The sequence below is a fragment of the Caulobacter sp. 1776 genome, assembly GCF_040545685.1.
In the GTDB taxonomy this organism is placed as follows: Bacteria; Pseudomonadota; Alphaproteobacteria; order Caulobacterales; family Caulobacteraceae; genus Caulobacter.
In genome coordinates, this window is the sequence record NZ_JBEPMI010000003.1 from 529,541 (window position 1) to 550,025 (window position 20,485).

At 68.2% G+C, this 20,485-nt stretch carries 12 protein-coding genes and 1 tRNA gene; 3 read left to right on the top strand and 10 right to left on the bottom strand.

Annotation, left to right across the window (positions count from 1 at the left end; genetic code table 11):
- Nucleotides 1–257 precede the first annotated feature (257 nt).
- From ABIC66_RS11080 to ABIC66_RS11095, 4 genes are all read right to left on the bottom strand, one after another.
- Nucleotides 258–1,544: an MFS transporter gene (locus ABIC66_RS11080; RefSeq protein ID WP_354070216.1), complete on the bottom strand. Its 1,287-nt coding sequence runs from the start codon at nt 1,542–1,544 to the stop codon at nt 258–260.
- Nucleotides 1,541–3,826: a glycoside hydrolase family 3 N-terminal domain-containing protein gene (locus tag ABIC66_RS11085; protein ID WP_354070218.1), complete on the bottom strand. Its 2,286-nt coding sequence runs from the start codon at nt 3,824–3,826 to the stop codon at nt 1,541–1,543. Before ABIC66_RS11085 ends, ABIC66_RS11080 begins: the two co-directional genes overlap by 4 nt.
- A gap of 133 nt (nt 3,827–3,959) precedes the next feature.
- Nucleotides 3,960–5,816, bottom strand: coding sequence for a glycoside hydrolase family 2 protein (locus ABIC66_RS11090; RefSeq protein WP_354070220.1), 1,857 nt, complete (start codon nt 5,814–5,816; stop codon nt 3,960–3,962).
- Between the two features lie 167 nt (nt 5,817–5,983).
- A complete protein-coding gene (locus tag ABIC66_RS11095) occupies nt 5,984–8,485 on the bottom strand; it encodes a TonB-dependent receptor (protein ID WP_354070222.1) in 2,502 nt (833 codons plus the stop codon).
- A gap of 397 nt (nt 8,486–8,882) precedes the next feature.
- Between ABIC66_RS11095 and ABIC66_RS11100 the strand changes: the two genes are divergently transcribed.
- On the top strand, nt 8,883–9,491 hold the full coding sequence (locus tag ABIC66_RS11100; RefSeq protein ID WP_354070329.1) for a TetR/AcrR family transcriptional regulator: 609 nt from the start codon (nt 8,883–8,885) through the stop codon (nt 9,489–9,491).
- A 127-nt stretch (nt 9,492–9,618) separates the two neighbouring features.
- On the opposite strand, the gene ABIC66_RS11105 is transcribed toward ABIC66_RS11100, so the two are convergent.
- Nucleotides 9,619–9,966 (bottom strand): MmcQ/YjbR family DNA-binding protein, encoded by a 348-nt coding sequence (locus tag ABIC66_RS11105; protein WP_354070224.1) that lies wholly within the window; start codon nt 9,964–9,966, stop codon nt 9,619–9,621.
- Entirely contained in the window at nt 9,966–10,631 is a 666-nt protein-coding gene (gene msrA, locus ABIC66_RS11110) for a peptide-methionine (S)-S-oxide reductase MsrA (RefSeq protein ID WP_354070226.1), read from the bottom strand. Before msrA ends, ABIC66_RS11105 begins: the two co-directional genes overlap by 1 nt.
- A 155-nt stretch (nt 10,632–10,786) precedes the next feature.
- On the opposite strand from msrA, the gene ABIC66_RS11115 reads away from it, so the two are divergent.
- A tRNA-Ser gene (locus ABIC66_RS11115) sits at nt 10,787–10,876 on the top strand.
- 196 nt (nt 10,877–11,072) lie between these two features.
- Here the strand turns inward: ABIC66_RS11115 and ABIC66_RS11125 are convergent.
- From ABIC66_RS11125 to ABIC66_RS11140, 4 genes are read right to left on the bottom strand one after another with little or no spacing between them, the layout of a single operon-like run.
- Nucleotides 11,073–14,237 carry an efflux RND transporter permease subunit gene (locus ABIC66_RS11125; protein ID WP_354070228.1) on the bottom strand — a complete coding sequence of 1,055 codons (3,165 nt, stop codon included), beginning with the start codon at nt 14,235–14,237 and terminating at the stop codon, nt 11,073–11,075.
- A gap of 2 nt (nt 14,238–14,239) precedes the next feature.
- Nucleotides 14,240–15,394 carry an efflux RND transporter periplasmic adaptor subunit gene (locus ABIC66_RS11130; RefSeq protein ID WP_354070230.1) on the bottom strand — a complete coding sequence of 385 codons (1,155 nt, stop codon included), beginning with the start codon at nt 15,392–15,394 and terminating at the stop codon, nt 14,240–14,242.
- Nucleotides 15,391–16,635, bottom strand: a complete 1,245-nt coding sequence (locus tag ABIC66_RS11135; protein WP_354070232.1) for a TolC family protein — start codon at nt 16,633–16,635, stop codon at nt 15,391–15,393. Before ABIC66_RS11135 ends, ABIC66_RS11130 begins: the two co-directional genes overlap by 4 nt.
- 52 nt (nt 16,636–16,687) lie before the next feature.
- On the bottom strand, nt 16,688–17,056 hold the full coding sequence (locus ABIC66_RS11140; RefSeq protein WP_354070234.1) for a hypothetical protein: 369 nt from the start codon (nt 17,054–17,056) through the stop codon (nt 16,688–16,690).
- A 328-nt stretch (nt 17,057–17,384) separates the two neighbouring features.
- Between ABIC66_RS11140 and ABIC66_RS11145 the strand changes: the two genes are divergently transcribed.
- The gene (locus ABIC66_RS11145; protein ID WP_354070236.1) at nt 17,385–20,318 is read left to right on the top strand and encodes a TonB-dependent receptor domain-containing protein; all 2,934 of its coding nucleotides are present in this window, start codon (nt 17,385–17,387) and stop codon (nt 20,316–20,318) included.
- Nucleotides 20,319–20,485: the final 167 nt, after the last annotated feature.

Below are 20,485 nucleotides of genomic sequence, written 5' to 3' on the forward strand. Positions count from 1 at the left end.
GACAAGATCGCGCCCACTGTTTTGAATGGGTTTCCATTCCGATTGGGCCACATCCCGAGAAAGACCGCGTGGCCGGAAATAAAACCGGCTGGTCCTGCCCTTGGGGCCTGGCCAGCCGGCTACTACAAAAAAAGGTGTCGGACGCGGTGGGGTGCGCCGAGTGCAAGAGACATCGACGAGTCTGGTGGTCGTGGCAACACTCCCGGTTGTCGCACCTCTGCGACAAACCGGCGCAGATCCCTTGTCCTGCCTAGGTTTTAGGCGATTTCGCGGGGCGGGCCGCCGACCTTGAGCACCCTGAACGCGACGAAGACCAGGCAGCCGGTCAAGGTCAGGCAGGCCGCCAGGAACAGCATCGGCGTCAGGTTGCTGCCGGTGGCGTCGCGGATCATCGGCACGACGTTCTGGGCGATGAAGCCGCCTAGATTGCCGACCGCGTTGATCGCCGCGATGCCGGCCGCCGCGCGGGCCCCGGACAGGAAGGTCGGCGGCAGGCTCCAGAAGCCGGGTTGGCCGGCGAAGATGGCCGGGGCGGCGACGCACAGCAGGGCGAATTTGGCCCAAGTCCCGGGCACGACGACGCTCAGCACCAGGGCGACGGCGGCGATCAGCGGCGGGCCGGCCACGTGCCAGACGGTGAAGCCGCGCCGGGCGGCGTGGCGCGGCACGAACCACAGGGCGGCCCCGACCAGGATCCACGGGATGATGTTGATCAGGCCGTTCAGGGTGTTGCTCACCCCGAACGCCTTGACGATGGTCGGCAGCCAGTAGCTCAGGCCATAGGCCCCTAGCGGCATGCCGATATAGAGGACCGCCAGCATCAGCACGCGCGGGTCCAGGATGGCCTTCCAGGCTCCGGCGTGGCTGATCTCGGCCCCGCCATGCTCCGCGGCTAGGGTCTGGGCCAGCCATGCCTTCTGGTCGGGCTCGAGCCAGGGCGCGTGCTCCGGGCCGTTGGGCAGCTTCCAGAGGACGTAGGGCGTCATCAGCACGGCCGGAACGCCGGTGGCCAGGAACACCCACTGCCAGCCGGCCAGGCCGAGCAGGCCGTGCAGGTCCAGCAGCGCGCCTCCGACCATGGCGCCGACGGCGTTGGCGAGCGCGGAGGCGACCATGAACAGGCCGACCATCCGGGCCCGGTGGCCTTGCGGGAACCACAGGGTCAGCACGTACAGCACGCCGGGGAAGAACCCCGCCTCGGTCACGCCCAGCAGGAAGCGCAGGATGTAGAACATCGTGGCGTTCTGGGTGAAGCCCAGCGCCAAGGTGACCAGGCCCCAGGTGAACATGATCCGCGCGAACCACACGCGCGCGCCGACCTTGGCCAGGATCAGGTTCGACGGCGCCTCGAACAGGAAGTAGCCGATGAAGAACAGGCTGGCGCCCAGGCCGTAGGCCGCCTCGCTGAGGCCCAGGGCCTGGACCATCTCCAGCTTGGCGTAGGAGACGTTCTGCCGATCGATATAGGCGATCAGGTACATCAGGCAGAACAGCGGCATCAGCCGCGCCGTCACCCGGCGAACGGTGGAGACTTCCAGGCTCATGCGACGCTCACGGGGGTCAGGAGGGCGGCGGCGGGCGTATCGCTCCAGCCGTCGGCGGTGATGGCGAAGGCGGCGCGGGCGCGGATGTCGTCGGACGAGGCGCCGACCATCAGCTCGATCTTGCCCTTCTGGATCCGCCAGCGGCCGGCGTCCCAGAACGCGCACTGGCGGGCGGACAGCTTGAAGGTGACGCGCCGGGTCTCGCCGGGCTTCAGGGTCAGGCGCTGGAAGCCGCGCAGTTCCCTGACCGGCCGGGCGACGGCGGCGACGGGATCGCGCATGTAGAGCTGCACGACCTCGTCGGCCGTGACCTTGCCGGCGTTGGTGATGGCGACCGTGGCCGAGACCGCGCCGTCCGGGCCGATCGCGGCCTTGTCCAGGGTCAGGTCCGAATAGGCGAAGGCCGCGTAGGAGAGGCCGTGGCCGAACGGGTAGACCGCGCCAATGTCCAGGTCGTGATAGCGGGCGGTGTCCTGAGCCAGGTCCGGGTTGGCCGGGCGGCCGGTCGGATAGTGGGCGTAGGTCTCGGGCAGGCCGCCGGCGGCGCGAGGAAGCCCCATCGGCAGGCGGCCGGCGGGCGAGACCTCGCCCAGCAGGATGTCGGCCAGGGCCGGGCCGCTCTCGACGCCCAGCAGCCAGGTCATCAGCGAAGCCGGGGCCTTGGCCAGCAGGTCGGGAATGGCCAGGGGGCGGCCGCCCGTCACGATCAGCACCACCGGCTTGCCGGTCGCCAGCACGGCGTCGGCGAGGGCCTTCTGGCCGCCGGGCAAGGAGAGGTCGGCGCGGCTGCGCGACTCGGCGCTGTGGTCGAAATCCTCGCCGACCACCAGCAGGACCACATCCGCCGCCTTGGCCGCCTCGACCGCCGCCGAGACGCCCGACAGGTCGTCGCTCCGCGTCGTCGCGCCCGGGGCGTAGGCCACGCCCGGCAGGCGGGCCTTCAGGGCGGCCAGCAGGGTGACCGCGTCGGTCTCCTCGCCGCGCGCCTTCCACGAGCCGATGGCGCTGCGGGCGTCGTCGGCCAGGGCCCCGACCACGGCGACCTTGGCGGATCTGGCCAGCGGCAGCAGCGCGCCGTCGTTCTTCAGCAGCACGACCGCCTTGCGGGCCGCGTCGCGGGCGATGGCGCGATGCGGGGCGCTGACCATCACGGTCTTCTCGCGCGCCACGTCGCCGAAGCGGTAGGGATCGTCGAACAGGCCCAGCCGCGCCTTGGTCAGCAGGATGTGCCCCACGGCCTGGTCGATCAGCGGCAGCAGGGACGGATCCTCGGCCACGGCCGCCTTCAGGTGCGTCGCGTAGACGCCGCCGGCCATGTCCATGTCGACGCCGGCCTTCAGGGCGAGCGCGGCGGCCTGGGCGGGAGTCTCGGCGACGCCGTGCGACACCAGCTCGGCGATGGCGTTCCAGTCGCTGACGACGATGCCGTCGAAACCCCACTTTTCGCGCAGCTGGCCGCGCACCAGGGCGGCGTTGGCGGTGGTCGGCACGCCGCCGATGTCGTTGAAGGCGGTCATGAACGAACCCGCGCCGGCCGCCTTGCCGGCCTGGAACGGCGGCATGACCACCTCGTTCAGGGTCCGCTCCGAGAGGTCGGCGCTGTCATAATCGCGCCCGCCGGCCACCGCGCCATAGGCCCCGAAGTGCTTGACGCAGGCCAGCACCGTGTCCCGCCCGGCGAGATCCTTGGTCTGGAAGCCTTCCGTCTGGGCCACGGCCATGGCCGAGCCCAGATAGGGATCCTCGCCCGCGCCCTCGACCACCCGGCCCCAGCGCGGGTCACGGGCGACGTCGACCATCGGGGCGAAGGTCCAGTGCAGGCCGCTGACGCTGGTCTCGACCGCCGCCATGCGGGCGCAGGCGCGGTAGGCCTCGGGATCGAAGGTCGCCGCCATGGCCAGCGGCACGGGATAGAGGGTGCGGAAGCCGTGCACCACGTCGATGGCGAACAGCAGCGGAATCTTCAGCCGCGACTCCTCGACGGCCACCTTCTGCAGGTCGCGCAGGAACTGGGCCCCGGCCACGTGCAAGTAGCTGCCGACGCCGCCCTTGCGGACCAGATCGAGAGCGGCCGCGTCGATCTTGGAGTTCAGCGCCTTCTGCCGGCCGCCGGCCGGCTGGTGCATCTGGCCGATCTTCTCGTCCAGGGTCATGCGGGCCAGCAGGGCCTTGACCCGCTGGGTATGGCTGGCGGTCGGCGGCGCGGCGTGTCCGGGACGGGGCGTCAGCAGGGTGGCCGCCAGGGCGAAGCCGCCCGCCATCACGTCCCGCCGCGTCGTCATGCCGTCCCCGCCTGTTGGTTTCTTTCGGCGAATGCCGGCCTTCGGGATAACGCCCCCCCGATGGGAGCGCTATCCGAAAGCCGCGCCCGCCCCCCGCGACTTTGGTCGTAGAGAGCGGCCCGGGAAGGCGGCGCTACTTGCCGGCTTCCTTGTCCTTGTAGAAGCCCTGCAGCACCCAGAACGCCGGCTTGCGGCGGCCGGTCGGCGAGACCAGGCCCTTGCGGTTCCAGCCTTGCTGATAGATCGGGTGCTGGCGGCGGGGGCTGCGGAAGTCCTTGAGGATCCAGGGCGACATGCCGCGCAAGGTCGGGATCTTGCGGGCCATGGCCAGGGTCTTCTCGTAGTAGGCCTTCTGATAGTCCTCGGAGAACTTGCGCATCAGCACAGGGTCGCTGAAACCGGAGAGGGCGTCGGCGCCGAACTCGGAGAACACCATCGGCTTGTCGGTGGTCTTCCAGGCGATGTCGGGCAGGGCGTCCAGAGCGTCGTCGCTGTACCAGCCGTTGTAGGTGTTGGCCGACAGCACATCCAGCTTGTCGGCCAGCGGGTCGTTCAGGCCCATGACGGGCTTGCCGTCCACGGTCTTGCGGTCGGTCAGCAGGGCGGCGGTGACCAGGCGGCTGTCGTCCAACGCCCTGACGTCGTCGACCAGCCGGTAGAGGAAGGTGTTGCGGGCGTCGGTGATCGGCGTCTCGTTGGCCACGCTCCACATGATGATCGAGGCGCGGTTGCGGTCGCGGCGGATGTTGTCGGCCAGCATGTCGCGCGCCAGCTTCATCGTGCGTGGATTGGCGAAGTCGACCAGCCAGTAGACGGGGATCTCGCTCCAGACCAGCAGGCCCATCTCGTCGGCGACGCGGGTGGTGATCTCGCTGTGCGGATAGTGGGCCAGGCGCACGAAGTTGCCGTGCAGGCCGTCCTTGACCTCGGACAGCAGGGCGCGGGCCCCGGCCTCGGTGATGGTGCGGGCGGGGGTCTCGCCGAACTCCTCCTCGTGGATCGAGATGCCGCGCAGGAAGATCGGCTTGCCGTTCAGCAGGATTTCGCTGCCCTTGGTCTCGATGGTGCGGAAGCCGACCCGGTCGGTCAGCCTGTCCTCGCCCGTCTGCACGACGACGTCGTACAGCTTCGGCTTCTCGGGCGACCAGCGAACCAGGCCCTTGGGCGCGGGCGCCGAAGCGGTCAGTATCCCTTGCGCATCGGTCTTGCCGGTGACGTCGAGCCCCAACTCGGCGACGCGGACGTGGACCTCCTGGTTGGCGGCCTGGGCGCCGTCCAGCTTCACGGTCGCGGCGATCCTGCCGTCCTTGGAGAGGCGCACCCAGGCCTCGTCGATGAAGGTGCCGGGCGTGATCACCAGGCGCATCGGGCGGGTGATCCCGCCATAGTTCTCCCAGTCGGTGACCGGCGGCGGCACGCCATCGGCCTGAGGCGTGGAGTCGACGCCAACCGTGACCTGGTTGTTGCTGGCGCGTAAGGTCTCGGTGACCTCCATCGAGAACGGCGTGAAGCCGCCCTCGTGCTCGCCCACCGCCTTGCCGTTCAGATAGACCTTGGCGGTGTAGTTGACCGCCTCGAAGCGCAGGAAGGCGCGCTGGCCGGGCTTCAGGGCCGGGGCGTCGAAGCGGCGCTCGTACCACATCAGGCCTTGGTAGTAGCGCAGGCTGGGATCATGGCCGATCCAGCCGGCGGGCAGGGTCGCCGTGGGGCTGCGGTCCATGTCGTATTCGTAGAGGATGGTCGGCTTGGCCTTGGCCAGGGCGTCGACATCGACATCGTCATAGCGGCGATGACCCGCGCCCGGCGCGCCGCGGTGGAAGCCGGCCAGACCGTCGCGATAAGGGTCGACCGAATAATGCCAGGTCCCGGATAGGTCCTGGCCGTCGCGGTTGTCGGCCCGGGTCAGGGTCGGCGAGGTGGCGTGCGCCGCCGGCGCCATCAGGGTCAGGGCGCCGAGCGCCCCCAGCAGAGCCTTCAATCCCGTTCCCATCGCGTCCTCCAGCAGCCATTCGGCCTTGTGCGCAGAGGTTGAAGCACGGCGGGTGGTCAGGGTGCAACCAAATTGGTCATACCACTTGGTCTTAAGGATAGGAGGCAAAGAAAAGGCGGCCCGACCGCTGGGATCGGGCCGCCGTAGGTGGGGTCTTGTCGAGAGCCTTAGAAGCTCTTGCGGACCGTCACGCCATACGTGCGCGGGGCGTTCGGATAGCCGCTGTAGCTGCCGTCCTGGGCGACCGTCGGGAAGGCCGAGATCAGGCTCTCGTCCTTGGTCAAGTTGCGCGCCCACAGCGACACCTCGATCTGGTGGGCCGTGTTGGTCACGCCGAGGCTGGCGTTGACGACGTTCTGGTCATAGCTGGCCAAGGCCGGGGACACTGTCTCGGTCAGCTGGACCTTGCTGACGTGGTCGTATTCCACCCGGGCGTAGCCCTGATAGTCGCCGCCCAGGTCGTGGTTGATCGTCGCCGAGGTCGAGAACGACCACTTCGGGATGCCGGCCGGCGTATCGCCGGTCAGGTCGCGGAAGTTCGGACGCAGGCCCGTGGCCGGGTTCACCGGGCAGCGGGTGGTGTCGTAGTTCACGCAGGCCGCGCCGGTGAAGCTGTCGTACTTGGGATCGAGATAGGTGACGGCGGCCGTCAGGTTCAGCCAGGCGACCGGACGCCAGGCGCTGTCGACTTCGAAGCCCTTCACCGACTCCTCGCCGGCGTTGACCAGGCTGTAGCCGAGGCCCGTATAGGCGTTCGACTGGAAGCCCTTGATCGACTGCTTGAACACCGCGACGTTGGCGTAGCCGCCCGGGAAGGCGGCCTTCAGGCCGGCTTCGTAGACGCTGACGTCTTCCGGATTGGCGGTGCGGCCCACGCCGTTGGCGTTCGGCGGACGGCTGTCCGACGACAGGTTGTAGGCGCCGGCCTTCCAGCCCGTGGAGTAGCTGACATAGGCGTTGATCGCGCCGAAGTCGTAGGCCGCGCGGACGGCGTAGGTGACCTTGTTCCCCTTCAGCTGGCCCGACTCCGTGGCGTTCGGGAAGTTGACCGGGCCGTGGGTCGGGGCGTTGCCGTAGAAGAACTGCAGGCCGCCCAGCGCCTGATAGAGGTTGCCCGGCAGGCCCAGGGCCGGGAACTGCGGCACGGCCGCCAGGTTCAGCGACGAGAACGGGTCGGTCAGGACAACGTTCGAGCGGGCCTTCTTGTCGTCATTCAGGTAGGCGAGGCCGCCGGTCAGGGTCAGCTTGTCGGTGACCTTGTAGTCGACCTGGCCGAACAGCGAATACGACGTCTGCTTCATCTTGTAGTAGTCGTCGATGCCCTGGCCGGCCTGGAAGTAGGTCGAGCCGGGTTTCACCAAGGTCGGCGTCGCCAGGCTCTGCAGGAACTCGAGCGCGTACAGGTTCGACTTGCCGGTCAGGGCCGGACGCAGCGTGGCGGGCAGGGCGCCCAGCAGCGTGGCGGGGACGGGGCCCGACAGGGTCTCGGCGAAGGCGCGGATGTCCGGCCCGTACTTGATGGTCCGGCCGGTATCGAGCTTTTCGTTCTGATAGAAGGCGCCGGCCAGCCAGCTGACCGGACCGTCGCCGCTCGACGCCAGGCGGATTTCCTGGGTGAAGGTCTTGATGTTGTTGGACGTCGCGTTGTTGGCGATGTCGGCGCCGGTGAAGTCCACGTCCTGGAACGAGGCGTTCTTCTGGTTCCGATAGGCCGTGATCGCGGTCAGCTTGGCGAAGCCCAGGTCATGATCGATCTGGCCCGAAACGCCCTTGCCCGACAGGTCGTTCGACGGGTCGGTGTTGAAGATGACGTTGCGGTCGAAGATCTTGGTCGGGTCGCTGATCGGCTTCTTCAGCACGCCGCCGATGGCCAGGGTGGCCGGGCCGTTGAAGATCGAGGAGACGGCGCAGCAGGTCTCGGAAATCTTGTTGTAGTCGGCGATGATCCGGATCGAGGTCTTGTCGGTCGGCTCCCACAGCACGTCGCCGCGCACCGACCAGCGATCGCGGTCGTTGACGTCGTTGCCGGTGGTCAGGTTGGTGAAGAAGCCGTCGCGCTTGTTCAGGCTGCCCGACAGGCGCACCGCCACGGTGTCGCTGAGCGGACCGGTGAAGGTGCCCTTGACCTGACGGGTGTTGTAGTTGCCGACCGTGGCTTCCAGTTTGCCGCCGGCTTCGAACTGCGGACGCTTGGTGACGATGCTGATCGCGCCGGCCGACACGTTCTTGCCGAACAGGGTCGATTGCGGACCACGCAGCACTTCGATGCGTTCGACTTCCGGAAGGTCGTCCAGCGCCGCGGCGGAGCGGCTGCGATAGACGCCGTCGATGAACACGCCGACCGAGCTTTCGATGCCGTCGTTGCCGTTGCCGTTGCCGAAGCCGCGGATGACGAAGTTGGTCTGGCCGGTGGCGTTGAACTGCGAAACCTTCAGCGACGGCACGACCGACTGCAGGTCGATCAGGTCGCGGACCTGGGCGCGCTCGATCGTCTGCTGACCCGTGACGGCGACCGAGATCGGCACGTCCTGCAGGGTCTGTTCGCGCTTGGTGGCGGTGACGACGATTTCTTCGAGGGCGGTGTTATCGGGGGCGGATTGTTGGGCGAAGGCCGGTGAGGCCAGGACGAGCGCTAGGGCCGACACCCCCAGCATGTGGACGTTTCTCATAACTAACTCCCTGTTTTTCTTTATTATCGTCCGCGTTTCTTCCCATCCCGCCTCGAGCAATCGCGGGTTTCTTTTGGGGAAGAGCGGACGTGTTGACGTTGGGGAAGGGCGATCCGGGCCGGCCGGCCGAACCGCGCGAGGCGGTCGGGAGGGCCGAGCCGTGGATGAGGACGCTTTGCGTCATGTTTTCGCCCCAGCGCGCTCGGTCTTGCATCCCGAGCGCGACTGGTGGGATTTTAATATGATCTCGATATTCTAGCGCAAGTTAGAATTTTTCAGATTGAACCAGCCGCCGTTCGGGACGAGCCTGGAAAATCGGTGTTTGCTCGGCGACAGAAACGAGCGCGCCCGGAGGAGAGAGCGGTTGTCCAAGGGGGAATCCCTGGTCCTGGCGCCCATGGCCTTGGCGGATGACGCCAGGCCGATGGCGCAGAGCCAGAAGTCGGTGAAGAAGCGCGAGGCGATCCTGCGCGCGGCCATCAAGACCATCAACGCCAAGGGGTTCGCGGCCGCGACCATGACCGACATCGCCGCGGCGATCGATCTGCGCGATGCGGCGCTCTACTACTATTTTCCCAACAAGCAGGCCCTGGCCTTCGCCGGCCATCAGCGCTCGCTGGAGCGGTTCGAGGTCATCCTGACCCTGGTCGAGATCGACGGCGGCACGGGCCTCTGCAAGCTGCGGCGCTTCCTGAAAGCGTTGCTCGACGACGCGGTGACCAACGGGCCGCAGCTCTATTTCGGCGACCGCTCCTATCTCGACGACACCCAGCGCAAGGCGATCGAGGACTGGACCGCGCGCCTCAGCAAGCGCCTGGAGCGGTTCCTGGAAGAGGGCATGGCCGACGGCACGATCGCGACCTGCGAACCATCCCTGGTCGTGCAGCTGTTGGTCGGCATGCTGATCTGGCTGACCAAATGGACCCCGACCACCCCGGGCCTGACCAACGAGCGGCTGCTGGAGGCGATCGAGACCACGGCCTTGCGGGGGCTAGCGAAGGGCTAAGATCTGGACGCCATATTTCACCGTGTCATCCCGGACGTAGCGAAGCGGAGAGCCGGGACCGCCACGGGCGCGGCGCTTCCGGCGGTCCCGGCTCGGCGCGCTGCGCGCTTGGCCGGGATGACAGTGTCTATAGTCCCAGCTCGGCCCGGGCCTTCTTGGTCAGCTTGGCGGCGATCAGGCCGTGGGCGCTCTTCAGCCAGCCTGTGACCTCGGCCGCGTCCAGCGCGGCGAGGTCGTCGAAGCGCACCCACTTGGCGCGGGCGAGGTAGGGGGCCGGTATGGCCCGGCCGCTCTCGGTCAGGACCTCGAACGCGACATCCGAGGCCTTGAACGAGACCCCACCCTTGGGGACGGCGTTGCCCCGAACGGCGAACATCTTGCCGCCGACCTTGAACACGTGGTCGTCGCCCCACTGGATGGAGAGGGTCGCGCCCGGCAAGGCCAGGCACGCCTTGTCGAAAGCCTCCGGCGTCATCAGGCCTCGGCGCCCGCGCCGACGCCCAGGCCGATCGGGCAGACGACGCCGGTGCCGCCGATGCCGCAATAGCCGTTCGGGTTCTTGGCCAGGTACTGCTGGTGATAATCCTCGGCGAAATAGAACGGGCCGGCGGCGGCGATTTCAGTGGTGATGTCGCCCAGGCCCTTGGCCGAGAGGGCCTGCTGATAGGCTTCCTTCGACTCCACGGCCGCGGCGGCCTGGGCGTCGTTGGTGACATAGATCCCCGAGCGGTACTGGGTGCCGATGTCGCCGCCCTGGCGCATGCCCTGGGTCGGATCGTGGTTCTCCCAGAAGGTCTTCAGCAGGGTCTCGTAGGTCACGACCTTCGGGTCGAACACCACCAGCACCACTTCGGTGTGGCCCGTGCGGCCGCTGCAGACCTCCTCGTAGGTCGGGTTGGGCGTGATCCCGGCCGCATAGCCGGCGGCGGTCACGTACACGCCCGGGACCTGCCAGAAGATGCGCTCGACGCCCCAGAAGCAGCCCATGGCGAACACCGCCGTCTCCAGGCCGTCCGGATACGGACCCTTCAGCGCATGGCCATTGACGAAGTGGGTGGTCGCGGTCGGGATCGCCTGCGCCCGGCCGGGCAGGGCCGTGTCGGCGGTGGGCATCTCGAGGGACTTCTTGAACGACAGCATGGCGGGCCTTTCGGACGCGGGAATTTCGTGATCACCGATATAAGCGCTGACGCTGTCGGTTTCATCCCGTAACGCGCTTGCTACCGGCCGGTCCCTGAGTATATTGCGCGCCTTCCCGCGCCGGGGGTCTCAACCACCCCCGACTCGAGTGCGCTGGTGAGGTGGCCGAGTGGTTGAAGGCGCACGCCTGGAACGCGTGTATAGGGGAAACTCTATCGAGGGTTCGAATCCCTCTCTCACCGCCACCGCCCCAATCCAGACCTGTCCATAGGCGTCCGCGTGGCGGGCCGCGAACGTCAGGTGGCCCTTGGTCCGCTGACGCCCGTCTCGCTGGCGCAGGCGCGCGAGAAGGCCCGGGCCGCGCGCCCGCAGCGTTACAATGGCGAGGATCCGCTCCTCTCTCGAGGCGGAGAGCTTGGTCCCGGGCCACCGAACCGCCCCTCATTTGCGCATCCAGCCTTTTCTTGCCAGCCAGGCCGCGAAGACCGGGAGGGCCAGCAGCGTCAGCGACGTGGACGTCAGCAGGCCTCCGATGACGACGGTGGCCAGCGGCTTCTGCACCTCCGCGCCAGAACCGATGGCGACCGCCATCGGCAGGAAGCCGAGCATGGCGACGAGAGCGGTGGTCAGGACGGCTCGAAGGCGGCTGGCGGCGCCGGTGACCACCGCCTCGACGGGTTCAAGCCCTGCGGTCAGGTGCTGCTTGATACTCTGCATCAGCACCAGGCCGTTCAACGTCGCCACACCCGACACGGCGATGAAGCCGACGGCGGCCGAGATCGAGAACGGTATGCCGCGCAGCGCCAGGGCCACCGTCCCACCGACCAAGGCCAGGGGCACGCAGGCGAAGACCAGGGCCGCCTCCGCCGCCGAGCCGAGGGCGAAATAGAGCAGGATGGCGATCAGCAGGAAGACGACCGGCACGATGACCGCCAGGCGCGCCGAGGCCCTCTCCAAGTTCTCGAACTGGCCGCCCCAGTCCAGCCACGAGCCGGCGGGAAGCGGGACATCCTGGCGCACGGCGGCCCTGGCGTCGGCGACAAAGCTTCCCAGGTCACGGCCTCGAACATTGGCTTGGATGACAATCCTGCGCTTGCCGTTCTCGCGACTGATCTGGTTGGGGCCTTCCGTCGCGTCAAAGCGCGCCAGGGTCGAGAGCGGGATCGCGGCCGTGCCCGGCGGGGCGCCCTCGGGCATAACGGGAAGCTGACCCATCACGGCCGGATCGTTCCGTCGCTGCTCGTCCAGGCGGACAACCACGTCGAACCGACGGTCACCCTCAAGGATGTGCCCGGCCTCACGCCCGCCAAGGCCGATGGCCAGGGCGTCGGCGGCGTCACTGGCGTGAACGCCTAACGCGGCGGCAGCCGTGCGGTCCACCGTGGCCGTGATGGTCGGCTGGCCCGAGACCTGTTCGACCTTGACGTCGGCCGCGCCCCGCACCCCGCGCAGGGCCTTGGCGATCTTCTGGGCGGTCTGGTCCATGACCGCGAAGTCGTCGCCATAGACGCTGACGGCGACGTCCGAGCGCACGCCCGCGATCAGCTCGTTAAACCGCATCTGGATCGGCTGGGTGAACTCGTAAGCGTTGCCCAGATGCTTGCCCAGCGCGCGCTCCATACGCTCGACCAGTTCGGCCTTGGGCAGGCGCGGATTGGGCCAGTCCTTGCGCGACTTGAGGATGACAAAGGTGTCCGAGGCGCTCGGCGGCATCGGGTCCGAGGCGATCTCGGCGGTGCCGGTGCGGGTGAACACCAAGGCGACCTCGGGCATGGCCGCCAGGGTCTTCTCGACCCGGAACTGCATGGCCTGGCTCTGCTCCAACGAGATCGACGGCACGCGCGCGGCCTGAACCAGCAGGTCGCCCTCATCGAGCGTCGGGATGAACTCGCGGCCCAGGCTCAGGAAGGCGGCAGCGCCAATCAGCAACGCCAATCCCGCGCCAGCCGCCACGGCGACGGGTCGCGCGACTAGGCGGCGCAACATCGGCTCGAACCGCGCTCGGGCGGCGGTCATGATACGGGTCTCGCCGTGCCCTTTGGGCTCGCCGATCAGCAGGGCGGCCATTGCGGGCACGAAGGTCAGGGACAGCAGGAACGCCCCGGCCAGAGCGAACATCACCGTCGCCGCCATGGGACCGAACATCTTGCCCTCGACGCCTTCAAACGCCAGGAGAGGCGCATAGACCATCAGGATGATGGCCTGGCCGAAAGCGGCGGGCCTCGCCATCTCGCGAGCCGAGGACGCAGCGATCTCGATACGCTCACGGGCGTTCAAAGACCGCCCCAGTTCGCCCCGGCGAAGCGCCAGGCGGCCCAGGGTGTTCTCGATCACCACCACCGCGCCATCGACGATCAGGCCGAAGTCGAGCGCGCCCAGGCTCATCAGGTTGCCGCTGATCCCGAACCGCCGCATGGCGATGGCGGCGAACAGGAACGACAGGGGGATGACCAGGGCGGTGATGATCGCCGCCCGGATGTTGCCCAGGGCCACGAACAGCACGGCGATGACCAGCAGCGCGCCGAAGGCCAGATTATGCTCGACCGTGCGGATGGTGGCGTCGACGAGGTTGGTGCGGTCGAGGACCGGCTTGACCACTACCCCGGCCGGGAGGCTGGCCTGGATGTCCTTCAGGCGCTCGCCCACTCGCGCGGCGACGGTGCGGCTGTTCTCGCCGGCCAGCATCAGGGCGGTGCCGATGACGACCTCGCGGCCGTTCTCGCTGGCCGAGCCGAGGCGCGGGGCCTGACCGACGACGACGGTAGCAACGTCCGAGACTCTAACGACCGCCGAGCCCCGCCGGCCCACGGGGGTCTCGGCCAGTTCCCCAAGGGTCTTCACGCGAGCGTCGGCGCGAACGATGTAGGCCTCGCCGCCACGCTGGACATAGCCCGCGCCCTCGACACGGTTGGCGTGCTCCAGGGCGTTGATAAGCTGCGGCAAGCTGATCCCGAAGGCCGCCAGTTTGGCCGGGTCGGGCTGGACCACATACTGCTTCACGTAGCCGCCGAGCACATCGACTCCGGCGACACCCTTCAGCGTCTTCAGTTGCGGTGCGACGATCCAGTCCTGCACTGTGCGGAGGTAGGTCGCCTTTTCGATGTCAGTGGTCAGACGGTCGCCCTCTGGGGTGACATAGACCGCGCCAGGGCGCGCCGCCGGCCCCGAAAGCTCGACGGTCCAGATGTAGACCTCGCCTAGACCTGTGACCGGCGGCCCCATGCTGGGCTCCAGGCCGTCAGGCAGGGTGGCGCGGGCCGCCTGTAGCCGTTCGTTGATCAGATTGCGGGCGAAATAGAGATCGGTGGCGTCGGTGAAGACGGCGGTGATCTGCGAGAAGCCATGCCGCGAGAGCGACCGGGTCTCTACAAGTCCAGGGATGCCCGCCAGGGCGGTCTCGACCGGGAAGGTGACCTGACGTTCGACCTCCTCGGGCCCAAGGGCCGGAGCGATGGTGTTGATCTGCACTTGGCGGTTGGTGATGTCAGGGACGGCGTCGATGGGCAGGCCGGCCAACTGAGCGCCGCCATAGGCGAGCAGGGCCACGGCCAGCAGGGCGACGATCCAGCGGAAGCGGACGGAGAGGTCGATCAGGCGAGCCAGCATGGTCAGTCCTCGTGCCCCGCTTCGCCCTTGCCCAGTTCGGCCTTGAGCAGGAAGGCGCCCTTTCCGGCGATGCGTTCGGCTCCCATCAGGCCGCGCAAGATCTCGGTAGAGCCGGCGGCGACCCGCCCAGGGGTCACCGGCTTGGCGCGGAAGCCTGCCGTCTCGACCACGAACACCACCGGGCGGCCCTCGACGGTCTGGACGGCCTCGCTGGGCACGATGACTACGCCGCTTCCGCGGGTCCCCGTCATCACGCGCGCCGAGACGACAGACCCGACCGGCGCGGTCTTGCCCGTTGGCGTCGCCCGCACGGTGGCGGTGTTTCCGCCGGACGCGCCCGGAGCCACGGCGTTGATGGTGGCCGGCGCTTCCTGGCCGTCCGGGGTCTGCACATGGATCACCTGGCCAAGCCGGATGGAGACAGCGGCGACGGCGGGGGCGTCAAAAACGTATTCGGCGCGGCTTTGGTCGGCGATTTCGGCGACGAGCGCGCCCTGGGTCACGAAGCTGCCCACCTGGGTCTCGATCCGCGTCACGACCCCGGCGATGGGACTGCGTAGAACCGTGACGCCGTTGACCCCCGGCCCGCCCATGGCGCGAACCTGGGCCTGGGCGGCGCGGTAGTCGGCCTGCGCCTTTTCAGCGACGGCCTGGCTAGCTTCCCAGTCCTGACGGGCAACGACGCCGGCTTCGAAAAGACGGCGGTCGCGGTTGGCGGCGGCTTGGGCAGCTTTTACCCCGGCTCCAGCCGCGTCGAGGTTAGCGCGGCCGGAGGCGGCGTCGGCGCTCCGCAAGGTGGCGATAGGCGATCCGGCGGCGATGTTCGCGCCAACCGAGACGTGAACGCGTTCCACCGTGCCCGACACCGGCGCGCCGAGGGCGGCCAGGGCGTTGGCGGCCAGGGTCACCCGTCCGGGCAACAGGATGTCCGCGCCGCCGCCGCGTCCTGGCGTGACAACGGAGACGCCGGCCGCCGCCGCGTCGGCCAGCCTCAAGGGCACGAGGTCGGCCGCGCCGTGTTCCTCATGCTCGCCGCCTTCCTCCTCATGGGCCGGAGCGGCCGAGCGATTTGCGACGAACTGGGCGGCCTCGTAGCCGAGACCAGCGGCGGCGATGAGGGCGACCACCGAGGCGATGATGGAACGACGAGCGATCACGGCTGATCTCCGAAGGGAATGGCGCCCTGGGCGCGGGCGAGGTCGGCGACAGCCTTGACGCGCGCCAGCTTGGTTTCGACGGCGCGGCTTCGCGCGGCGATGAGGTCGCGGCGGGCGGCCAGCAGTTCGGACAGCGGCAGGCGGCCGGCGTCGTAGCCGATCCGGGCGAGGCGATAGGCCTCGGACGCGGCGCTTTCCGCCTGCCGGGAGGCCTCCAAGGTCTGGCCCGCGGCGGCGACCTGTGCGGTCGCGGCGCGGCGGTCGCCATCCTGTTCAGTCTGCGCCATGGCCAACCGGGCCTGGGCCACCTGGGCGTTGGCCGTGGCGGCGGCGACCGAGCCTCGGTTGCGGTCGAACAGCGGCAAGGGAACCGAGACGCCAAAGACGGCCGCCGTGGAGTTGTCGCTCTGGAACTGGCGGACACCGAAGCTGACGGCGAGGTCGGGTGTACGCCGGGCGCGCTCCACGGCGATACGACGCTCGGCCGCGTCACGCTCGGCGCGGGCGGCCGCGATGGCGGGACTGAAAGTCGGCCCTGGCGGGGGCAGCGCGGGGGCGGCGTCGAGGAGGCCGCCGGCGACGGCGACGTAGGTCTCGGACGAACCTGCCAGCGCGCTCAGACGGGCCAACCCCGCCTCGGCCTCGGCCTGAACGGCGGCCAGGTCCGCGCGGGCCGTGGCCAATCCAGCCTCGGCCTGAACGGCCCGCACCTGGGCCTCCTTGCCGTTGTCCACGAGCAGGCGGGCGGCCTTGGCGTCGGCCTGGGCCAGGTCGACGCCGTCCTTTGCGATGGCGAGGCGCTGCTGGGCGGCCTCGGCGTTGGCGTAGGCCAGCGCCAGGTCACGGGCGAAATCGACCTGCCCCAAGGCGGCGCGCGCCTGGGCGGCGGCGAGATCCGCCTGGGCCGCCGAAGTCCGCGCCGCGCGCTTGCCGCCCAACTCCAGCGGCTGCTCGATCGTCAGCGTGGTCTCGGCGCTGTCGAAGTCCTTGTAGGAACCGTGCCCGGCGGCGTTCTCGACCATCAGGCCAAGGGTCGGGTTGGGCCGAGTGGCGGCCTGCGCGGCCTGGCCCTCGGCCACGCGCGTCTCGGCGGCCCCCAGCGCCAGGCGCGGCGCGGAGACCTGGGCCTGTCTTAGCAGGGTCTGAAAGCTCGGGGCGGTCTGGGCCGTAACCTGCGTGCAGAGCACTCCGGAAACGACGCAGGCCAAGGCCGCGCGCGGCGGCCATCGGTTCGATGACATGAAGATTCCTCGCGATGGATGAGCGACGGCGCGCGAAAGGCGCGCGGATCGGTCAGGCGCGAGGCGGGCGGTCCAGGCCCGAGAGGGTGCGCGAGGCGAGGAACTGAACGGACGCCAGCGCATGCTCGGGGGCGACGGGGGCCAGGGCTGGAACCTCCGGGACGGCCGTATCGAGCATGGCTCCGCCGTGATGACAGTGGCCGTTCACGCAGCACGCGGCCTCGCAGGGCGCGCGGTGGCCCCGCTGGTCACTGTGGATCGTTTGGACGGCGGCGACGCCCGTCTCGACGCTGACGACAGATGCATCCGCTTCGCAGAGACAGGTCGCCATGCTGACCGCGGGTGCGACGACAAGCAGCGCCAGAACGCAGGCGGCCATCAGGCCGCCCAGGTTCCGCCACCATGTCATCGCTCGACGCATGGCCGCTCTATAGCTTCGGGAGGTGAACTTGAGAACGCGTTACAAAATCACAGCGCCTCAAATGGCCAGCGGCCACTCGTAGTTCTCCGCGGCATCCGTATCTGCGCAACGTCTCCCACCCGCCCTTGCGGACATTGAGCCTCAGCGCGGCATTAGCCCCAGTTTCCCGCGCAAACGCTGTTCCGTGACCGCAAAGCCTCGGTTCGGGTCGAGGTGAAAGAATGATGTTAGAGGTATATCGTATAAGATATTTGACATAAATTGTATAATCGTGCCTCCTGCCGCTGGTCGCTGTCATTGGTGGACAGCGCCTTGGGAGGGGCCATCGATGGGCAACAGGCAGGTGCGATTAGATCTCTTGGCGGGAGCGGCGTCCGTCGCCGTCCTGTCCTTCATGGCCGGAGCCCCGGCCGCTTTCGCGCAGGACGCGGTCAAGGCCGACGAGCCGGCGACCCTGGACGCGGTGGTGGTGACGGGCTCGCGCATCAAGCGGCCGAACCTGGTCTCGGCCAGCCCGATGACCGTCGTGGGCAGCGACGAAGTGAAATTCCAGGGCGCGACGTCGATCGACAGCGTGCTGAACCGCCTGCCGCAGTTCACCGCCGACTCGAACGAGAACGGCTCGAACGGCTCGGACGGCACGGCGCGGGTGAACCTGCGCAACATGGGCTCCAGCCGCGTGCTGGTGCTGGTCGATGGTCAGCGCATGCTGCCGACCGAGACGGCCGACGTGAACTTCATTCCCAGCGCGCTGGTCGACCGGGTCGACGTGGTCACCGGCGGCGCTTCGGCGGTCTACGGCTCGGACGCCGTGTCGGGCGTGGTCAACTTCATCCTGAAGAAGAACCTGAACGGCCTGCGCTTCGATGCGCAGTACAGCACCGCCCAGCACACCAACGACAACGCCTATCCACGGTCGCTGATCTCGCAGGCCAATTACAAGCTGCCCGACAAGCACGTGCGCGACGGCGAGAAGATCGACGTCAACCTGGCCATCGGCATGAACGCGCCGAACGACAAGGGCAACGTCACCTTCTATGTCGGCTATCGCGAGATGAAGCCGGTCACCCAGGACAGCCGCGACTACTCGGCCTGCGGCCTGAACCTGGCGGGGACGAACAACAACGCCCTGGTCTGCGGCGGCTCCAGCAACAACGAGTACGGCCTGTTCACCCTGCTCAGCGGCCCGAACGCGGGGCAGACGCTGAACAACACCAAGGATGGGGCCAAGACCTGGGTCCCGTACACCAGCGCGTTCCTCTACAACTACGCGCCCACCAACTATATCCAGCGCTCGGACGCCCGCTACACGGCCGGCGCCTTCGCGCACTACGAGGTGAGCAAGGCCGCCGAGATCTACGGCAGCGTCATGTTCATGGACGATCACACCTTCTCGCAGGCGGCGCCGTCGGCTCTGTTCCAGGGCACGACGTTCAAGATCAACTGCGACAACCCGCTGATGTCGGCCTCGCAACGCGCGACCCTGTGCGGCCCGGCGGCCGGGACCAGCGTCAACCAGGACGTCTTCATCGGCTACCGCCTGACCGGTCCGGGCAGTAGCCCGCGGCGCGACGACCTGCGCCACACCGACTATCGCGTGAACCTGGGCTCGCGCGGCGAGATCGCGCCGGGCTGGACCTATGACGCCAGCTTCCTGTTCTCCACCGTTATCCTGGACGAGAGCTACAAGAACAACGTCGACAACGCCAAGGCGATGAAGGCGCTGCAGGTGGTCAACGTGGGCGGCGTGGCGACCTGTAAGTCGGTGGTCGACGGGACCGATCCCAACTGCGTGCCGATCGACGTCTTCAAGTACCAGGGCCTCAGCGCGGCCGCGTACAAATACCTCTACGCGCCGACGTACACCCACGGCGTTCAGCGCGAGAAGGTGCTGAGCGCCAACGTCAATGGCGACCTCGGCCAGTACGGGATCAAGAGCCCATGGGCGGCCGACGGCGCGGCCCTGGCCTTCGGCGTCGAGCATCGCCGCGAGGAGCTGAAGTTCGAGGCCGACGCCCTGGCCCAGGCCGGCGGGACCAAGGAGAACAACGGCGCCTTCAGCGTCAACGAGGCCTATGGCGAGCTCGACCTGCCGCTGGTGCAGGACGCCCCGTTCATCAAGACGTTGTCGGTGAACGCCGGCTACCGGACCTCGGACTATAACTACCTCGACAAGCGGGTCTCGACCTACAAGGTCGAGCTGCAGTACGCGCCGACCTCGGACGTACGCTTCCGCGCCAGCTACAACCGCGCGGTGCGGGCGGCCAACATCAGCGAGCTGTTCGCGCCCCAGGGCCTGGGCAACGTCTCGGCCGTCGACCCCTGCTCGGGCCCGACGCCCAAGGCCAGCGCCGCGGCCTGCGCCCTGACCGGCGTCACCGCCGCCCAGTACGGCAAGATCCCGGACTGCCCGGCCGAGACCTGCGTCACCCAGGGCGGCGGCAATCCGAAACTGAATCCGGAAGTGGCCGACACCCGCACCGCCGGGTTCGTGCTGACGCCGCGCTTCCTGCCGGGCTTTTCGATGTCGGTCGACTATTTCGACATCTATGTCGACAAGTACATCGGCGCGGTCGACGCCCCGACCGTGATCAACCAGTGCGTCCAGACCAGCAATCCGTACTTCTGCGGCCTGTTCCACCGCGACCCGACCTCGGGCGTGCTGTTCGGCGATCGCGGCTACATCGTCGCGACCAATCAGAACACGGGCTACCTGCAGACCTCGGGCATCGACGTGACCGGCAACTATCGCTGGGATCTGTCTTCGCTAGGCGATCTCGGCGAGGTCGACTTCAGCTTCGTCGGCACCTACCTCAACAGCCGCAAGATCGAGCAGCTGCCGGGCCTGGGCTCGTACAACTGCAAGGGCCTGTTCGGCCCGACCTGCGGCCAGCCCAACCCGGCCTGGCGTCACCAGATGCGCGTGACCTGGAACCTGCCCTGGGTCAACGCCTCGCTATCGGCCAACTGGCGCTATTTCGGCGCGACCGACCTGTCCAGTAATGACAGCAATCCGTTCCTGCAGGGCGACTACGTCGAGATCAACCGCAAGATCAAGGCGTACAACTACATCGACCTGGCGGCGAACTGGAAGGTGCGCGAGCAACTGACCCTGCGCGCGGGCATGAACAACCTGTTCGACAAGGATCCGCCGGTGATCGCCGCCGGGCTGCTCAGCTCGTTCGGCAACGGCAACACCTACCCCGGCGTCTACGACCCCATGGGTCGGACGATGTTCGTGGGCCTGACCATGGACTTCTAGTCCGAGGTCACGGGGGGATCGCCAGCCGCGGTCCCCGTTCTTCCCCGAAACTGTAAAGCCGCCCGCGTCCCCCGCGGGCGGCTTCTTTTTTGGGGCTGGGAATCCCTCTCTCTTAGAGAGAGGGAGGGGCCCGCGCCGGAGGCGTGGGAGGGTGAGTGGTTTCACCT

Excerpts from the sequence above, each read along its gene's own strand:
- ABIC66_RS11140 (WP_354070234.1), bottom strand. The coding sequence starts at position 17,056 with ATGCGTCGAGCGATGACATGGTGGCGGAACCTGGGCGGCCTGATGGCC.
- ABIC66_RS11100 (WP_354070329.1), top strand. The coding sequence starts at position 8,883 with ATGGCCTTGGCGGATGACGCCAGGCCGATGGCGCAGAGCCAGAAGTCG.
- msrA (WP_354070226.1), bottom strand. The coding sequence starts at position 10,631 with ATGCTGTCGTTCAAGAAGTCCCTCGAGATGCCCACCGCCGACACGGCC.
- ABIC66_RS11105 (WP_354070224.1), bottom strand. The coding sequence starts at position 9,966 with ATGACGCCGGAGGCTTTCGACAAGGCGTGCCTGGCCTTGCCGGGCGCG.
- ABIC66_RS11090 (WP_354070220.1), bottom strand. The coding sequence starts at position 5,816 with ATGGGAACGGGATTGAAGGCTCTGCTGGGGGCGCTCGGCGCCCTGACC.
- ABIC66_RS11125 (WP_354070228.1), bottom strand. The coding sequence starts at position 14,237 with ATGCTGGCTCGCCTGATCGACCTCTCCGTCCGCTTCCGCTGGATCGTC.
- ABIC66_RS11145 (WP_354070236.1), top strand. The coding sequence starts at position 17,385 with ATGGGCAACAGGCAGGTGCGATTAGATCTCTTGGCGGGAGCGGCGTCC.
- ABIC66_RS11080 (WP_354070216.1), bottom strand. The coding sequence starts at position 1,544 with ATGAGCCTGGAAGTCTCCACCGTTCGCCGGGTGACGGCGCGGCTGATG.
- ABIC66_RS11135 (WP_354070232.1), bottom strand. The coding sequence starts at position 16,635 with ATGTCATCGAACCGATGGCCGCCGCGCGCGGCCTTGGCCTGCGTCGTT.
- ABIC66_RS11085 (WP_354070218.1), bottom strand. The coding sequence starts at position 3,826 with ATGACGACGCGGCGGGACGTGATGGCGGGCGGCTTCGCCCTGGCGGCC.
- ABIC66_RS11095 (WP_354070222.1), bottom strand. The coding sequence starts at position 8,485 with ATGAGAAACGTCCACATGCTGGGGGTGTCGGCCCTAGCGCTCGTCCTG.